At 57.7% G+C, this 15,415-nt stretch carries 14 protein-coding genes; 13 read left to right on the top strand and 1 reads right to left on the bottom strand.

Features of this window, described 5'->3' with window-relative positions:
• Positions 1–96: 96 nt before the first annotated feature.
• Positions 97–435, top strand: a complete 339-nt coding sequence (locus J0X15_RS03195; RefSeq protein ID WP_206938125.1) for a hypothetical protein — start codon at positions 97–99, stop codon at positions 433–435.
• Positions 436–438: 3 nt separating this feature from the next.
• Here J0X15_RS03195 and purU read toward each other — a convergent pair whose 3' ends face one another.
• Positions 439–1,350 carry a formyltetrahydrofolate deformylase gene (purU, locus tag J0X15_RS03190; RefSeq protein WP_206938123.1) on the bottom strand — a complete coding sequence of 304 codons (912 nt, stop codon included), beginning with the start codon at positions 1,348–1,350 and terminating at the stop codon, positions 439–441.
• A 571-nt stretch (positions 1,351–1,921) separates the two neighbouring features.
• On the opposite strand from purU, the gene ytfQ reads away from it, so the two are divergent.
• From ytfQ to J0X15_RS03130, 12 genes are all read left to right on the top strand, one after another.
• Positions 1,922–2,875 carry a galactofuranose ABC transporter, galactofuranose-binding protein YtfQ gene (ytfQ, locus tag J0X15_RS03185; RefSeq protein ID WP_206938122.1) on the top strand — a complete coding sequence of 318 codons (954 nt, stop codon included), beginning with the start codon at positions 1,922–1,924 and terminating at the stop codon, positions 2,873–2,875.
• Positions 2,876–2,971: 96 nt separating this feature from the next.
• Positions 2,972–4,486, top strand: a complete 1,515-nt coding sequence (locus J0X15_RS03180) for a sugar ABC transporter ATP-binding protein (RefSeq protein WP_206938121.1) — start codon at positions 2,972–2,974, stop codon at positions 4,484–4,486.
• The gene (locus tag J0X15_RS03175) at positions 4,486–5,541 is read left to right on the top strand and encodes an ABC transporter permease (protein WP_206938120.1); all 1,056 of its coding nucleotides are present in this window, start codon (positions 4,486–4,488) and stop codon (positions 5,539–5,541) included. The genes J0X15_RS03180 and J0X15_RS03175 overlap by 1 nt, the downstream gene beginning before the upstream one ends.
• Positions 5,541–6,527 carry a galactofuranose ABC transporter, permease protein YjfF gene (gene yjfF, locus J0X15_RS03170; RefSeq protein ID WP_331461873.1) on the top strand — a complete coding sequence of 329 codons (987 nt, stop codon included), beginning with the start codon at positions 5,541–5,543 and terminating at the stop codon, positions 6,525–6,527. The genes J0X15_RS03175 and yjfF overlap by 1 nt, the downstream gene beginning before the upstream one ends.
• A complete protein-coding gene (locus J0X15_RS03165; protein ID WP_206938118.1) occupies positions 6,527–7,243 on the top strand; it encodes a FadR/GntR family transcriptional regulator in 717 nt (238 codons plus the stop codon). Before yjfF ends, J0X15_RS03165 begins: the two co-directional genes overlap by 1 nt.
• 196 nt (positions 7,244–7,439) lie before the next feature.
• Complete coding sequence (locus J0X15_RS03160) at positions 7,440–8,807, top strand: ABC transporter substrate-binding protein (protein WP_206938117.1); 1,368 nt, start codon at positions 7,440–7,442, stop codon at positions 8,805–8,807.
• Between the two features lie 71 nt (positions 8,808–8,878).
• On the top strand, positions 8,879–10,183 hold the full coding sequence (locus tag J0X15_RS03155; protein WP_206938115.1) for a carbohydrate ABC transporter permease: 1,305 nt from the start codon (positions 8,879–8,881) through the stop codon (positions 10,181–10,183).
• An 8-nt stretch (positions 10,184–10,191) separates the two neighbouring features.
• A complete protein-coding gene (locus J0X15_RS03150) occupies positions 10,192–11,019 on the top strand; it encodes a carbohydrate ABC transporter permease (RefSeq protein WP_206938114.1) in 828 nt (275 codons plus the stop codon).
• A complete protein-coding gene (locus tag J0X15_RS03145) occupies positions 11,019–12,077 on the top strand; it encodes an ABC transporter ATP-binding protein (protein ID WP_206938113.1) in 1,059 nt (352 codons plus the stop codon). The genes J0X15_RS03150 and J0X15_RS03145 overlap by 1 nt, the downstream gene beginning before the upstream one ends.
• A gap of 10 nt (positions 12,078–12,087) precedes the next feature.
• Positions 12,088–13,566: a glycerophosphodiester phosphodiesterase gene (locus J0X15_RS03140; protein ID WP_206938111.1), complete on the top strand. Its 1,479-nt coding sequence runs from the start codon at positions 12,088–12,090 to the stop codon at positions 13,564–13,566.
• Positions 13,563–14,570, top strand: coding sequence for a LacI family DNA-binding transcriptional regulator (locus J0X15_RS03135; protein WP_206938110.1), 1,008 nt, complete (start codon positions 13,563–13,565; stop codon positions 14,568–14,570). The genes J0X15_RS03140 and J0X15_RS03135 overlap by 4 nt, the downstream gene beginning before the upstream one ends.
• An 86-nt stretch (positions 14,571–14,656) precedes the next feature.
• Positions 14,657–15,412 carry an SDR family NAD(P)-dependent oxidoreductase gene (locus J0X15_RS03130; protein ID WP_206938109.1) on the top strand — a complete coding sequence of 252 codons (756 nt, stop codon included), beginning with the start codon at positions 14,657–14,659 and terminating at the stop codon, positions 15,410–15,412.
• Positions 15,413–15,415: the final 3 nt, after the last annotated feature.

Below are 15,415 nucleotides of genomic sequence, written 5' to 3'. Positions count from 1 at the left end.
CCTGTAGAAGCAAAGCCGCTCAAGTGTGGCTTGGGTCCGGTGTTGAGGCTCCATGCAACGGCTGAATTTTAAGGCCGGTTTCAAAGGAATAACGGCATGATCGGGCTGGAGCTGCCCCCACAAAATTGGCCATTGGCAACCTGGTGGGCGGTGGGTTCGGCCGGGGTCTTCCTGTTTGGTCTGATCGCAGGTGTCGTGCTTCAGCTGGTGTTTGTCGGGCGGCGGATCTCTTCATTTGGCGATGCAGACGGGTCGGTCACTCGGTCCGGCGAAAAAGAGCCGCCGACGTCGGGCGTGCGGCTTGTTCTGCAATCTCTGACATTCCGGCAAGTTCTCTCCACCGAATTGGGGAGCGTCTTCTTTTATGTGATGGTCTTTGGACTGATCACGCACATCGTCTTCTGGATCTACGCAATCAGTCTCTACAATCGATAGGCCTTATCCCATGCGTTCAGAGGCATAGCTTCCCGGTGAAGCCGGGAAAACGATGGTGCGCGCGCCGTTGAGGAATGAGCGTCGATGAATATGCGCGTGGACAGCACGGGAGAGTACTTGAGCTTCCACATCGCGGCCAAGAGAGACGTAATCCTCTGGCGACTGGGCGTGGGTGATGCGCACTGTGTCCTGCTCGATGATCGGGCCTTCATCCAGGTCCGTGGTGACATAATGAGCCGTGGCGCCGATCAGTTTCACGCCGCGCTCATAAGCCTGCTTGTAGGGGTTGGCGCCTTTGAAACTTGGCAGGAATGAGTGGTGGATATTGATGATCCGCCCGGTCATTTTCTGACACATCTCATCGGACAAGACCTGCATGTAGCGCGCCAGCACGACGAGCTCAGCGCCTGTTTCCTCGATGATCTGCATCTGACGGGCTTCCGCTTCCACCTTGTTGGCCTTGGTGACCTTGATGTAGTGGAAGGGGATGTCATGATTGACGACCAGCTTCTGGTAGTCGAGGTGATTGGAAATCACGGCTACAATGTCGATCGGCACAGCGCCAATGCGCGACCGATAAAGCAGGTCGTTGAGGCAATGGCCAAAGCGCGACACCATCAGAACGACTTTCATTTTCTGTGAAATGTCATGAAAATCGTAGGACATCTGCAGCCCCTCGGCGACGCTGGTGAAATCGTCACTGAGCACGCTCAGGCTCTTGCCTTCCTGGCTTTCGAAGCTGATCCGCATGAAGAACTTGCCGGTGTAGGCGTCGTCGAATTGCTGGCTGTCGACAATGTTGCAGCCCTTGTCTGCCAGGAACGTGGCGATGGCTGCAACAATGCCACGGGCGGAGGGGCAGGAGACCGTCAGAGCGAATTGCGGAGGCGTTACTTCAGGCAGGGCAGAGGACATATCAAGCGGCTCTTTCCAAGTTCGGACATTGCGTTGTCACACATTGGAGATTGTGGCGCCCGCTGCAAGGCTTTTTTGCCCCTGTCAGGCGGGTGGAGACCATTTTTCCAGGCCTTGGCAAGTTCTGGCAAACTGCTGACAGAATGCAAGGATTTGGCTTCTTGCTGCTGCATTTGCTTCAGATGTGGTGAGACACCCGGTTTGCGACGCGAGTTGCATGAGGCAGCGATCGCCTGATTGTATGACGCTGTTGATGGCGGCGGGTCGGGTTTTCAGCAGTGGCTCAGTTTGCTGCATCGCCAGAGAAAAGCTGTCTGAGGCCGTGGAGCGATGCCCTGTTTGGTGACGCCTGACTTGGAATTTAGTTTAACATATTGATATAATTTATTTTTATGAGGAATCTTAGGTCCGGGCTTGACGTTTGCAAGGCAACATAAGACGCAGTGTAAGCCGTCTTTACAAAAGTAATAAAGTAATACTTAATAACTTTTGCGAGGAGGAAATCGCGCATTTGTGATTGGCTGCCCAAGGAGGAAATGGGGGGCCGGTTGTGCTTTAGTGGAGGAAAATCATGAAATTGAAATCATTGCTTATTGCCAGCGCCATGATGCTTGCGCCCGCATCCGTCATGGCCGCCGATCTGACCATCGGCTTTTCACAGATCGGATCTGAATCCGGTTGGCGCGCAGCGGAAACCACAGTGACAAAGCAGGAAGCCGAGAAGCGCGGTATCGATCTGAAGTTTGCCGATGCTCAGCAGAAGCAGGAAAACCAGATCAAAGCGCTCCGGTCGTTCATTGCGCAGGGTGTGGACGCCATTCTTCTGGCACCGGTTGTCGCGACCGGGTGGGACGAAGTTCTGGAAGAAGCCAAAGAGGCTGAAATTCCTGTGATGCTTCTCGATCGTACGGTCGACGCACCAGAAGATCTCTACATGACTGCGGTTACATCCGATCTCGTGCATGAAGGCAAGGTGGCCGGTGACTGGCTGCAGGACGAAATGGCTGGGGCAGACTGCAGCATTGTTGAGCTTCAGGGTACAACCGGGTCGTCTCCGGCCATCGATCGCAAGAAAGGCTTTGAAGAAGGCATTTCCGATGCGAGCAACCTGAAGATCATTCGCAGCCAGACCGGCGACTTCACCCGCAGCCAGGGCAAGGTCGTGATGGAAAGCTTCCTCAAGGCGGAAGGCGGCGCGAATATCTGTGCGCTTTATGCCCACAATGATGACATGGCCGTTGGCGCAATTCAGGCGATCAAGGAAGCCGGACTGAAGCCAGGTGAGGACATCAAGATCGTCTCTATCGATTCCGTTCCGGATATCCATCTGGCGATGGCATCTGGCGAAGCCAATGCCACGATCGAACTGACCCCGAACATGGCAGGCCCGGCGCTTGATGCGCTGGAAGCCTATCTCGCCGATGGAACCGTTCCTCCGAAGTGGATCCAGACAGAGTCCAAGCTTTACACGCTGAAGGATGACAATCAGGCCATCTACGAGCTGAAGAAAGATCTGGGTTACTGATCCGGGTCTTGTAAAGATGTGACAGGCGGTTTCGGCTGCCTGTCGCTTGTGTGGTGAAGGGGCCGAGAGGGAGCCGGCCCCGGGGGGAGTTGGTCGATGACCGAAGGCACTCGTCCGGTGCTGTCTTGCACGGGCATTTCGAAGTTTTTTCCTGGTGCGATCGCACTGGATGAGGTTGATCTCACGTTATATTCCGGAGAAGTGCATGCACTATTGGGGGAGAATGGCGCGGGCAAGTCCACGCTGATCAAATGCATCACGGGTGCGTACCGCAGAGACGCCGGGACGATCCATCTTCAGGGGCAAGCCGTGTCCCCGACGAGCACCAAGGAAAGTCAGGCGCTGGGCATCGGAACGGTCTATCAGGAGGTCAATCTCCTGCCGAACCTGACCGTTGCAGAAAACCTCTTTCTGGGGCGTCAGCCGACACGCTTTGGCCTGGTCTCCTATTCCCGGATGCAGACGGAAACCGCGCGGATCCTGAAAGACTATGGGCTGGCCATCAATCCGGCTGAACCGCTCAGTTCGTATTCGGTTGCAGTACAACAGGTGGTGGCAATTGCACGCGCCGTCGAGTTGTCCGGCAAGGTGCTCATTCTTGATGAGCCGACCGCCAGTCTTGACCGCGAGGAAGTCGAGCTCCTTTTCTCGGTCATCAACAAACTGAAGGCGCGTGGACTAGCCATCGTCTTCATTACGCATTTTCTTGATCAGGTCTTCGAGATCTCGGACCGGGCGACGGTTCTGCGCAATGGCCGGGTTGTCGGCACGCGTGAGCTGGCTCAGGCGTCACAGACCGATATCATTCACCTGATGCTCGGCCGTCAACTTGAGAGCCGGATACAGGAGCGCGCGCCGGCAAAATCCGGCAAACCTTTGCTGGAGCTGAACAACTTTGGACGGAAAGGCACCGTCGATCCGTTCAATCTGACCATTCACGAGGGCGAGGTTGTTGGTCTGGCGGGTTTGCTCGGTTCCGGGCGAACCGAAACCGCCAATCTGATCTTTGGCGTCGTGCCTGCGGATCAGGGCGAGGCAAAGCTGCGCGGCAAAACGATTTCGCTGGCCAACCCGCGCCAAGCCGTTGGTCATCGGTTCGGGCTGTGTCCGGAAGACCGAAAGACCGAAGGTATTGTGGGCGACCTTTCCGTGCGCGAAAACATCATTCTGGCGTTGCAAGCCCGACAGGGCTGGTTTCGGCCACTGGCACGGGCAAAGGTCAACGAGTTGGCCGAAGCCTATGTGAAGACGCTCGATATTCGTCTGGCTAGCCTCGATATGCCGATCCGGTTCTTGTCCGGTGGCAATCAGCAGAAAGCGCTGCTGGCCCGTTGGCTGGCGACCAATCCGGATTTCCTCATCCTTGATGAACCGACGCGGGGGATCGACGTGGGTGCGCACGCCGAGATCATTGCCCTGATCGAACGGCTTCGGGAGAAGGGGATGGCGCTTCTGGTGGCATCGTCGGAGCTGGAAGAGCTGGTGGCCTATTCCACCCGTGTGATCGTTCTGAAAGACCGGCGTCAGGTTGATGAGCTGACCGGCGGCCAAATCAGCACGGGCAATATCGTCAAGGCGATTGCGGCTGAGACCAACAGGGAGGTGGCGTGATGGTTCATGGATTTCAGGCGACCTTGCGCCGTATCGCCCCCCAGTTGATCATTCTAGCTGTGGTCTTGCTCTTGAACTTCCTGGTCTTCCCGGACTTCTTCAAGATCGAGTTCCAGAACGACCGCCTGTTTGGCAACCTGGTGGATGTGTTCAATCGCGGCGCGCCAACGGCGCTTCTGTGCATTGGCATGACACTGGTGATCGCAACGAAAGGCATCGATCTGTCTGTCGGAGCCGTGATGGCGATTGCCGGCGCGACAGCTGCCGATCTGGTGGTCTCCGGATATGGTTGGGGAACGGCGCTCATCGGCGCGATTTCCGTCGGCCTGATGTGTGGGTTGTGGAACGGGGTTCTTGTCGCCTTCCTGCGCATTCAGCCGATTGTCGCCACTCTGGTGCTGATGGTTGCCGGGCGTGGAATTGCCCAGCTGATCACCGAAGGCACCATTCTGACCTTCCTCAACGAAGGGTTGATCCATCTCGGCGCGGGCACGGTGCTGGGTATCCCCACGCCGATCCTGATCTGGATCGGGCTTGGGGCCATTGTCACTCTCGGGGTTCGACGGACTGCGCTTGGCATGCTGGTGGAAGCCATTGGCATCAATGAGGCGTCTTCGCGGGTCGCCGGGATCAACAGCCGGGTGCTGCTGGTTTCGGTCTATTTGGTGTCGGGATTTTGCGCCGCGATCGCCGGGGTGATCGTTGCTGCGGATATCAAGGGCGCCGATGCCAATAATGCCGGTCTTTGGCTGGAACTGGACGCCATTCTGGCGGTGGTCATCGGGGGGAATTCGCTACTCGGTGGCCGCTTCTCGATTACCGCTTCGCTTATCGGTGCACTGATTATCCAGTCGGTCAATTCGGTTATTCTTCTGTCCGGCCTGCCGCCGGAGTTCAATTTGGTGATCAAGGCGCTGATCATCATTGCCATCCTTGTGATTCAGTCGCCAACCGTGAAACACGCCCTGTACATCTTGAGGGCCTCGGCGGAGAGCGAAGCGTTGGAGCCTGCCCGAGCTGCGCAGCTGACGCCGCCCAAGGAGACAGCACAATGATCCGTTCCACACACCTTCCGCTTCTGGTGACTGTTCTCACATTTCTGGTGGCCTTTGCCTTGTGCGGCAGTCAGTACCCATCCATGTTGACCACTCGGGTGGTCGCCAACTTGCTGACTGACAATGCCTTTTTGGGTATTGTCGCTGTCGGCATGACGTTTGTGATCATTTCGGGCGGTATCGACTTGTCGGTCGGATCGGTCATCGCGTTTACCGGTGTCTTTCTCGCCGTGGTGCTGCGTGACACAAGTCTGCATCCGCTGGCGGCCTTTGCTCTGGTGTTGTCTCTGACGGTGGCGTTTGGGGCTGCGATGGGGGCAATTATCCACTATCTCGACATGCCGGCTTTCATCGTGACGTTGGCAGGGATGTTTCTGGCGCGAGGGCTGGCCTATGTGCTGTCGACGGACAGTGTGCCGATCACTCATGAATTCTATGATTTTCTGCAGTCGCTTTACTGGAAAGCTCCGGGCGGGGGCCGCTTTCGGCTGACCGGCGTCATCATGCTGCTGACGTTCCTTATCGGCATGATCATGGCACATCGCACGCGCTTCGGACAGAACGTCTATGCCCTGGGTGGGGGGGCACAGACAGCCAAGCTGATGGGCGTTCCGCTGGCGCAGACCACCATCCGTATCTACGCCCTGTCGGGTGGCCTTGCCGGTCTGGCCGGAATCGTCTTTTCGCTTTACACCTCTGCCGGGTACTCTCTGGCGACAGTAGGGGTGGAACTGGATGCGATTGCTGCCGTGGTGATCGGGGGAACGCTTCTGACTGGGGGAACCGGGTTTGTTGCCGGTACTTTCTTTGGAATTTTGATCATGGGCTTGATACAAACCTACATCGTCTTCGACGGGACGTTGTCGAGCTGGTGGACCAAGATCGTGATCGGCGGCCTGCTATTCGCATTTATCTTGCTGCAAAAGGGTCTGACTTGGGCAACGACAGCGCGCAGAAAACCACTGACAGACTTCGCCGCGCCCTGATGACCTTCGTTGCTAAGGGGGAGTTGGGCAGCCGAGTAGGCAACCACACCAGTCAGGTGGTAGAGCAATTGGGCAGGGCGATTGTGGCAGGGGAATATCCCCCTGAAACCATGATACCGTTGGATCCCGATATCTCGGAAATGTTCAACGTCTCCCGGACGGTGGTGCGGGAAGCCAAGAAGACCCTCATCGGCAAGGGATTGATCCAGTCCAAGGCGAAGGTGGGGACGCATGTGCGTCCCGCCGAGCAATGGAACATGTTCGATCCGGACGTTTTGCGCTGGCATGCAAGCCTGCGCAATGTCGGCGTGTTTATGGACGAACTGTTCGAGATCCGGCTGATTTTCGAACCCGCTGCAGCTGGCAAGGCGGCGGCCTGCGCCAATGAAGCCGATTGCGCTGCTCTGTCGGAGCTCTGCGAAAATCTGGCAAAGGGTCCGGACCGAGCGGCTGTCGCGGTGGCCGATCTGGAATTTCACAAGATGGTGCTGAACCTTTCGGGCAATCGTTTCCTTCAGTCCCTCGGCGATCTTGTGCAAGCCGCTCTGTATTCGCTCTTCATAGAAGAGGCGCGGGAGCGCAGCGATAGTGAAACCGACGCCTTTCTGGACCGCCACCGGGCGGTGGTGAAAGCAATCGCCACCGGTGCGCCGGAGGAAGCGTCTGCTGCCATGCGGACAGTCATCCTCGCCGGACGTCGTGCCCCTGCCGGATAGGCGGCTTTTTTCGACTTTGATTTCTCTGTCATACAGCTGTTGTTAAAATCCACTAGAACCCGCTTTGCACACGTGTGCAACAGTCTTCAATCGTGTGCAATCTTCCCCACCCCACCTTCGGGAAGATCCTTGCAACGACGGCGATGTTCGGGGGCCTTGCCTCCCGGGCAAAGCTTTTAGAGAGCGGGCAATTCAGATGACCAAATTTACGCATTTTCTCCGTCAGACAACGGCCGTTGCTGTTCTGGGTCTGGCGAGCGCACTTTCCGGCCAGGCCCTAGCCAAGGACCTGACGATCACCGTTTGGGCTGGCGGCACCAATGACGCCGACATCTACCGTCTTGACGCCATCGAAATGGCAGCAGACATTCTGTCGCGCGAATGGGAAATCCGCGGCGAAGACCTGAACATCACGGTCGACAAGAAGCGTGACTTCGCCGGTTGGGCCGAATTCAAGCAGGCCGTGACGCTGGCCGCGGAATCCGGCTCCGCCCCTAACATCGTTGTCACCAGCCATCTGGACATCGCACCGTGGAGCCAGGCTGGTCTGATCGTTCCTGTCGAGGATTATGTCGACATGGACAGCTGGCCGCTGAACAACATTTACGACAACCTGATGGAGATCACCTCCTACAACGGCATCGTCTATGGCTTGCCGCAGGATGCTGAATCCCGCCCGTTCTTCTTCTGGCGGGATACGATGAAGGCCATCGGCTATTCCGATGAGGAAATCGATGCTCTGCCGGCGAAGGTCGAAGCTGGCGAATATACCTTTGCCAACATCCTCGAAGACGGCAAGAAGGCACTCGAGATGGAACTGGTGCAGCCGGGATACGGTTTCTATCCGCGTCCGAGCAACGGCCCGGATTACGCCCAGTTCTATCAGTCCTTTGGCGGTCAGCTGCAGGACAGCGAAACCGGCAAGCTGGTTCTCGACAAGCAGGCCATGACTGATTTCTATCAGTTCTTCGCAGATGCCGTGGAAGCCGGTCTCACCCGCAAGAACCACATCGGTACCGAGTGGGACCAGTGGTATGCGGAAGTTGCAAGCGGCAAGGCTGCCATGTGGCACGGCGGCACCTGGCACTACGCTCGCTACACCGGCAAGGAAGGCCTGGATGACTTCTTCGGCAACATCCAGTTTTCGCTGATCCCAGCTGGCAATGAAAATGGTCGTGCCAACACGATCACACATCCGCTCGCCTATCTCCTGACTGCTCAGGAAGATGAAGAAGCCATCGAGATTGCCGCACAGCTGATCAAGATCGCCTCTGAGCCGCGCATCAACACGCTGCATGCGATCAAGTCCGCTCACCTGGGCATCTCCCATGAGCAGTCCAACATCGAGCTTTATGCCAATGACCGTTGGGCCGCCGAGGCAACCGAGCGTCTGCTGCCGCATGCCAATGCTCAGCCGAACCACTTGAACTACGGCAAGTTCTCCGAAGCCATGTTCAAGGGTCTGGAAACAGCCTGGACCGGCACGAAGACACCGGCTGAAGCCGTGGCCGAAGTCGAGGCCGAGCTGACAGCTGTTCTCGGCGACGATCTCATCGTTCGCTAAGCATCACTGACCTCAGTGCAGTCCGGACCGGGTTGGTCCGGACTGCCGCTTTCTCCCGCAAGAGGTAATTCATGCGACGCGCGCATCTGCTCGGGCTCGGCTTCATGACGCCCGCCCTGATCATCGTCTTTCTGTTCTTTCTGGCGCCTGTTGTTCTCACGGCGGTCTTCTCGTTCACCAGCATGAGTTCCGGCACGGGGATCTCCGGTGGTGCCTATGAGATCAACGAACAGACACTTCGCAGTCTGACGGATCGTGGGTTCCCCAAAGCCAAATCAGAAAAGCTTGGTCATGACCTTTACCGAATTGGCGAGGAGGGGCTCGGCGCCGTCGAGGCTGACTTCGGCAAGGCTTTTGCTGATGAGATCCGCGCCGAATTATCGGGCGAGCTCTTTGAGGGGCGGCGAGACCTGGAGCGGGAGCTGAAGAAGCTGCGCAGCCGGCCGCGCTCGATCCGGGACCTGAAAAAGGCCGCGGATCTCTTCAAACGTTCCGTACTCAATACCCGCTTTGAAAGCGAAACTGCCTTCCTCGACGGAGTGGGGGAAACGGGCGTCGAACTGACCGCAGATGATCAGGCCGTTCTGGTAAAGACGGCTTATACAGGTTGGTCCTGGACCACAGCCAATTACGAACTCATTACCTCGATGGCCTCCACTTGGCGCGCTGCCAAGAACACCGCGTTTTACGTGTTGCTGACGCTGTCGTTCAATGTCGGCTTCGGTCTCTTTTTGGCGATTACGACGTTTTATCTGCCAAAGGGGCAAGCGGCGATCTTCCGGGCCATCTGGATTCTGCCGCGTATCTTGCCACCGGTCCTTTATGTCATGATGTGGAAGTGGCTGACGTGGGATACCGGATTCCTCTCGATCTTCCTGAGCAATTTCGGCGTTGAACCGCGCAACTGGATGCTGAATTCCGACATCAATGCCTGGGTCTGCATCGTGCTGATCAACGGCTTCGTCGGGGCGTCTCTCGGGATGATCCTGTTCTCTTCCGCCCTGCGCGCCATTCCGCCCTCAATGCTGGCGGCCAGCGAAGTGGATGGTGCCAACCGCTGGCAGCAGATCCGCCACATCCTCTTGCCACAACTGCAGTGGCCCATCCTCTTCACCACCTCGTACCAAACGCTCTCCCTGCTGACGTCCTTTGACTACATCTACCTGTCGACGGATGGCGGGCCGGGACGATCGACGGAGGTCTGGGCGCTCTACACCTTCCACACGGCGCTGAACAATTACGGTGGCGTTCTGCAATACGGACTGGGTGCCGCCCTGGCGCTGGTTCTGGTGGTTATCGGCATCGCCGCATCGCTGTTTTATCTCCGGCTCTTCAAATTTAACGAGCTGGTCTCCCAGCCGCGTATCGAACAGTGAGGGACACGATGTCTTCCAACTTCCGCAGCTGGCCGATGACCTTGCTCCTCGGTTTCTTGTCGCTGCCGATCATCGTCATGATGGTCTATCTCTTTGTCGACACCGTTACCGACACGACCGCAGGATCTCTGATCCCCGACAGGTTCACGCTTGAGCATTGGCGTTTTCTGTTTGACGCGCCTCAGGCGGGACGTTCGAACATCTGGTCGGTGACGCTAAACACCTTCATCTTCGCCTGCTCGACCAGCGCGATTGTGGTGATGACGTCGCTGACTTCCGGCTATGCGCTGTCGCGACTCAACATGCCCTATCGTCGGCTGCTTCTGGGTGGTGTGCTGACACTGCATGCCTTTCCGACGGTCACGCTGATCATCTCGATCTTCTTGATGCTGCAGATGACCGGGCTTTATAATTCGTTGCTCGGGGTCATCTTGGTGAAGACTGCGCTGGAGCTGCCGCTGGGCATCTGGGTGATGAAGGGCTTTTACGACACTGTCCCTTGGGAGATCGAGATGGCGGGCCTGACCGATGGGGCAAGCCGCTTCACGGTTTGGCGTCGGCTGGTGTTGCCACAGGTTCACCCGGGACTTGCCGCACTGGGGTTGTTCTCCTTCCTTGCCGCATGGAGCGAGTACATCCTGCCGCAGGTTCTGGCTCCGGACGGTGCTTCACAGGTTCTGGCGACCTATCTGCAGAACCTGATCAAGGATGACAGGGCGCCGGACTTCAACATGTTCAAGTCGGTTGGGCTGTTCTATGCCATGCCGGTCATGATCATCTATCTGATTTTCAACCAGAAACTCATGAATATCTATGGCGGGGGCACCAAGGGCTGATGCGTATCCTTCTCGATCAATTCACCAAAACTTTCGGCGCTACCACCGTCATCGACAAGATGTCGCTGGACATTGAAAGCGGCGAAATGCTGGCCCTGCTCGGGCCTTCGGGCTGTGGCAAGTCGACGACCTTGTTCGCCATCTGTGGCATCCATCGGATGAACGGCGGGCGACTGCTGTTCGGAGAGAGGGATGTGACCCATCTTCCCTCGCAAATGCGGAACGTCGGCGTTGTTTTTCAGAACTATGCGCTCTATCCGCATATGAACGCCTTCGACAACATCGCCTTTCCGCTGATGATCCGCAAAATGGCCAAGCCCGAAATCGAGCGGAAGGTGTTGGCCATCGCCGAGCTCGTACACATTGAGGGTTTACTGAAGCGTAAACCGGCGCAGCTTTCCGGTGGGCAGCAGCAGCGGGTGGCTTTGGCGCGTGCGCTGGTGCGGGAGCCGGATATTCTGCTTCTGGATGAGCCACTGGCCAACCTGGATGCCAAACTTCGGCTGGAAATGCGCTCTGAAATCCGTCGGATCCAGCAGGAAACCGGCATTTCTGCAGTTCTCGTCACCCACGATCAGGTGGAAGCCATGTCGATGGCCGACCGTATCGCGATCATGGATCAGGGACAGATTGTTCAGTTGGCTGCGCCCAAGGATATGTACGACGAGCCAGTGACGGACTTCGTTGCCTCCTTCCTTGGCAACCCGCCGATTGCGTTTCTGCAGGGGACTGTCGAAGGCAAGACGATCCGCCTTGAGAACTCCGACATTGTTCTGCCACTGGACGCCCAGGCCGCCAAGCAAGGCAATGGAACGCCGATCCGTATCGGAGTGCGTCCAGAGCATTTTCAGCCGGAGCATCCGGTGAAAATCAGCGGCAAGATAAGCTTTATCGAAGAGCAGGGCCGTGAAGAGCTGTTTGATGTGACCCTTTCCAACGGCATGCGTCTGCGGTCGGTTCAAGCCAATGGCGGCGCCTTTCGTCTGGGCGACGAGGTGAGCTGGGGCCTTGCCGCCGATAAAGTGCTGACGTTCGATCCGTCCGGTCGGCGCATTTGAGGATCGCGGCATGTTGATCAGTCAGGACTGGATCCGGAAACCGCGGGCGCGACCGCTGTCGATTGCTCATCGGGGGGCGAGCGCTTACGGCTTCGACAACACGTTGGAGGCCTACCGTCTGGCGCATCATCTTGAGGCTGATCTCTGGGAGGTTGACGTTCATCTGACCCGCGATGGCGTGGTCGTGGCCTGCCATGATGCGGATCTGAGGGCCGTGTGTGGTGATCGCAGAGCCGTCGCCGATCTCGACTATGAGGAGGTTGTGCGCCTGTCTGCGAACGCAGGGCGCGAGATCCCGCGTTTCGAGGCTGTGATCGATCTGGCGACGCAGCTCAACGCCGGGATCTATGTGGATGCCAAAGTGCAGCCGGCGGCGCGTGCGGCAATTGAGGTGCTTGGCGCGAGAGAGTTCGAGAGAGTTATCATCGGCACTTCTGATCCTGAATTCTGCCGCCACTTGAAGCAGGCAGGGTGCCCGTTTGCGGTGTCGTTGCTGGTTGGTGTCGGGCAGGATCCTTTTGTACTTGCCGATCAAGCCAAGCCAGACCTCATTCATCCATGCTGGGAAAGGGCAGGGGCCCGGCCGGACAGGCTTCTGGACGCGGCATTTTTTGCCAAGGCGGACATGCGGGGCCTGCCTGTGGTTACCTGGCACGAAGAACGTCCGGATGTGGCAGCTGCACTCTGTTCCTTACCGGTTTTCGGCATCTGCTCGGATGCACCGGAGTTGCTCAGGCCCTATCATGACCTGTTCCCTGACGGCCCTGTGATTGTCTGTCATCGCGGCTTGCGCAGCATTGCACCGGAAAACACCCTGGCATCCGTTCGGGCTGCTTTCTCCGCTGGCTTTCAGTTTGCCGAGATCGACGTGCATGAGACCGCTGATGGCGAGATCGTGGTCCTACATGATGACACGCTGGACCGAACAACGAGCCTCAGCGGGCTGGTCGCTCAACGGCAGTTTGCCGAGGTCTCCGCAGCCGATGCCGGAAGTCACCACGGCAGCTTCTTTGCCAAGGAACGCGTACCGCATTTGCGTCAGGTGCTTGAGCTGGCAGAACAGTGGGGCGGCAGGCTTTATGTGGAGTTGAAACAGGCCGATCCCTTGAAGGTGGCGCGCCTGGTTCTTGACCATATGACTTTGGATAGAGTGTTCTTCTGGTCCTTCGAGTCCTCCCACATGCGCGCATTGCGGCAGGCCTTCCCGGATGCACAGTTGATGGCCCGTCCTCAGGACTACGCCTCCATCGACGCATGCCTCGCTGATTATCAGCCGCAAATTCTGGAGTTCAATGTCGAGAATGCGACGGCAGAAAATCTGTCAGAGATCCGGTCAGCGGGTCTGCAGTCGATGATTGCCTATATGGGACGTGATCTTCGGTTAATGGGGGAGATGATTGCACTCAAACCGGATATCCTCAATCTGGACGAGCCGTTTCTGGCGCGTTCCTTGATGAGCGCTGACCAGCGTTTATGTGAGAGTGAATGAGCGAAAGTTTCTCGACCAAACCTAAAGTGACCTCATTCGAAGTTGCGCAAAAGGCTGGGGTGTCACGCTCTGCCGTGTCACGCACGTTCACCGATGGCGCGAGTGTGTCAAAGGAAACTCGGGAGAAGGTTATCGCCGCGGCGCGTGATTTGGGGTACCGGGTGAATGTACTGGCGCGCTCGCTGAACAGGCGTCGTTCCGATCTGGTCGGCGTGGTTGCTGCGGATATGGACAATCCTTTCCGGGCGGAGCAGGTGGACTATTTGAGCCGCTTGCTGCTGCAACAGGGGTTTCGGCCGATCCTGCTGCGTGGGGATCCGAGCGCGGATGTCTCGGCGATCATCGGCCAGCTTCTGCAATATAGCGTCGCCGGGGTGATCGTCACGTCGGACACGCCGCCGCAGCAGATCTGTGACGAATGCCATGCCTGCGGCGTGCCGCTGGTGACGATCAACAAACAGGATCCGGGCAGTCCGGTTGACCGGGTTCAATGTGATTTTGAAATGGGTGGCCGTCTGGCTTACGAGCATTTGCGGACGCAAGGCTGTGAGCGGCTCGCGCTGGTGACACCGGAAGCGGCGAGCTTCACTGTCGCTGGTCGAGGCAAGGCCTTTCTGGCGCATTGCAAGGGTGGCGGCCTTCCTGTCGAAGTCTTCAAGCAGGGTCGCCAGCACTATGATGCAGGGCGCACGGTTGCGGCTCAGGTTGCCGACAGGTGGAATGATCTGGATGGGGTTTTCTGCACTGGCGACTATATGGCGTTGGGTCTGCTTGACGGCTTGCGTCAGGATCACGGCCTTCGGGTGCCCGAAGATCTGCGTCTTATCGGCTTTGATGATATCCAGCAGGCGGCCTGGGCTGCCTATGACCTGACCACCATCCGGCAATCTCGACAGGATCTGAGTGCGATGGCTGTCGAGCTTCTGGTGCGGCGCATCGACGACCCTTTGCTGGCGCCGCAAGTTCAAATCCTGCCGGTGGAATTGGTCGTCCGGAAGACCTGAAGAGGTCACTTCGTCATCTGATTGACCTCGTTCCGTAGGGGTATTTCGGCTATCAAGCCCCAAACACGGCTTTTGGGAGAATGGTGATGAACGAACTTGCGGTGGTAACGGGTGCGACGGCGGGAATAGGCAAAGTCATCGCGGAGGCGCTGCTGGCCAAGGGCTGCGCGGTTGCCGTGACCTATCCGCCCAGTGCGGACGGGGACCCAGCTGACGTACCGGCTGTCGAGGGGGCCCGGGCTTACGCCTGTGATGCGGGAGACGAGGCTCAAGTTGAGGTGTTTTTCGCTGAGGTTCAGAAGGACTTCGGCAAGGCGCCGTCCTTGATCATCAACAACGCCGGCATTCAGACCTGGTCTTCGCTTCTGGATCTCAAGACCGAAGACTGGGACCGTGTGATGCACACCAACTTGCGCGGCTGTTTTCTCAACACTCGCATTGGCGCCAAGGCGATGATCGATACTGGGATAACCTCGGGGGCAATCGTCAATCTTGGTTCGGGCTGCAACAAGCTCGCTTTCCCGAAACTGGTGGATTACACCGCCTCCAAGGGCGGAATCGAGCAATTCACCAAGGTGTCCGCGCTGGAGCTCGGGCCGCATGGGATCAGGGTCAATTGCGTTGCTCCCGGCGCCATTGAGACCGCGCGTACGCGTCAAGAGGCCGGTGATTACGCTGGAAAATGGTCCCGTATGACGCCGTTGCGACGTGTTGGTGTGCCACAGGATATTGCAGATGCGGTGCTGTTTCTGGCCTCGGAACAGGCGAGTTTCATCACCGGGCAAACGCTGAATGTCGATGGTGGCGTTTTCTGCCAGGCCCCCTGGCCAGACTATGGGTGATGA

The organism is Roseibium limicola (assembly GCF_017313085.1).
Taxonomy (GTDB): domain Bacteria; phylum Pseudomonadota; class Alphaproteobacteria; order Rhizobiales; family Stappiaceae; genus Roseibium; species Roseibium limicola.
This window is presented reverse-complemented; position numbering and strand designations above follow the sequence as displayed.

Bases quoted from the DNA above. Each gene is read 5' to 3' on its own strand.
- J0X15_RS03195 (WP_206938125.1), top strand. From the start codon at position 97: ATGATCGGGCTGGAGCTGCCCCCACAAAATTGGCCATTGGCAACCTGG.
- purU (WP_206938123.1), bottom strand. From the start codon at position 1,350: ATGTCCTCTGCCCTGCCTGAAGTAACGCCTCCGCAATTCGCTCTGACG.
- ytfQ (WP_206938122.1), top strand. From the start codon at position 1,922: ATGAAATTGAAATCATTGCTTATTGCCAGCGCCATGATGCTTGCGCCC.
- J0X15_RS03180 (WP_206938121.1), top strand. From the start codon at position 2,972: ATGACCGAAGGCACTCGTCCGGTGCTGTCTTGCACGGGCATTTCGAAG.
- J0X15_RS03175 (WP_206938120.1), top strand. From the start codon at position 4,486: ATGGTTCATGGATTTCAGGCGACCTTGCGCCGTATCGCCCCCCAGTTG.
- J0X15_RS03165 (WP_206938118.1), top strand. From the start codon at position 6,527: ATGACCTTCGTTGCTAAGGGGGAGTTGGGCAGCCGAGTAGGCAACCAC.
- J0X15_RS03160 (WP_206938117.1), top strand. From the start codon at position 7,440: ATGACCAAATTTACGCATTTTCTCCGTCAGACAACGGCCGTTGCTGTT.
- J0X15_RS03155 (WP_206938115.1), top strand. From the start codon at position 8,879: ATGCGACGCGCGCATCTGCTCGGGCTCGGCTTCATGACGCCCGCCCTG.
- J0X15_RS03150 (WP_206938114.1), top strand. From the start codon at position 10,192: ATGTCTTCCAACTTCCGCAGCTGGCCGATGACCTTGCTCCTCGGTTTC.
- J0X15_RS03145 (WP_206938113.1), top strand. From the start codon at position 11,019: ATGCGTATCCTTCTCGATCAATTCACCAAAACTTTCGGCGCTACCACC.
- J0X15_RS03140 (WP_206938111.1), top strand. From the start codon at position 12,088: ATGTTGATCAGTCAGGACTGGATCCGGAAACCGCGGGCGCGACCGCTG.
- J0X15_RS03135 (WP_206938110.1), top strand. From the start codon at position 13,563: ATGAGCGAAAGTTTCTCGACCAAACCTAAAGTGACCTCATTCGAAGTT.
- J0X15_RS03130 (WP_206938109.1), top strand. From the start codon at position 14,657: ATGAACGAACTTGCGGTGGTAACGGGTGCGACGGCGGGAATAGGCAAA.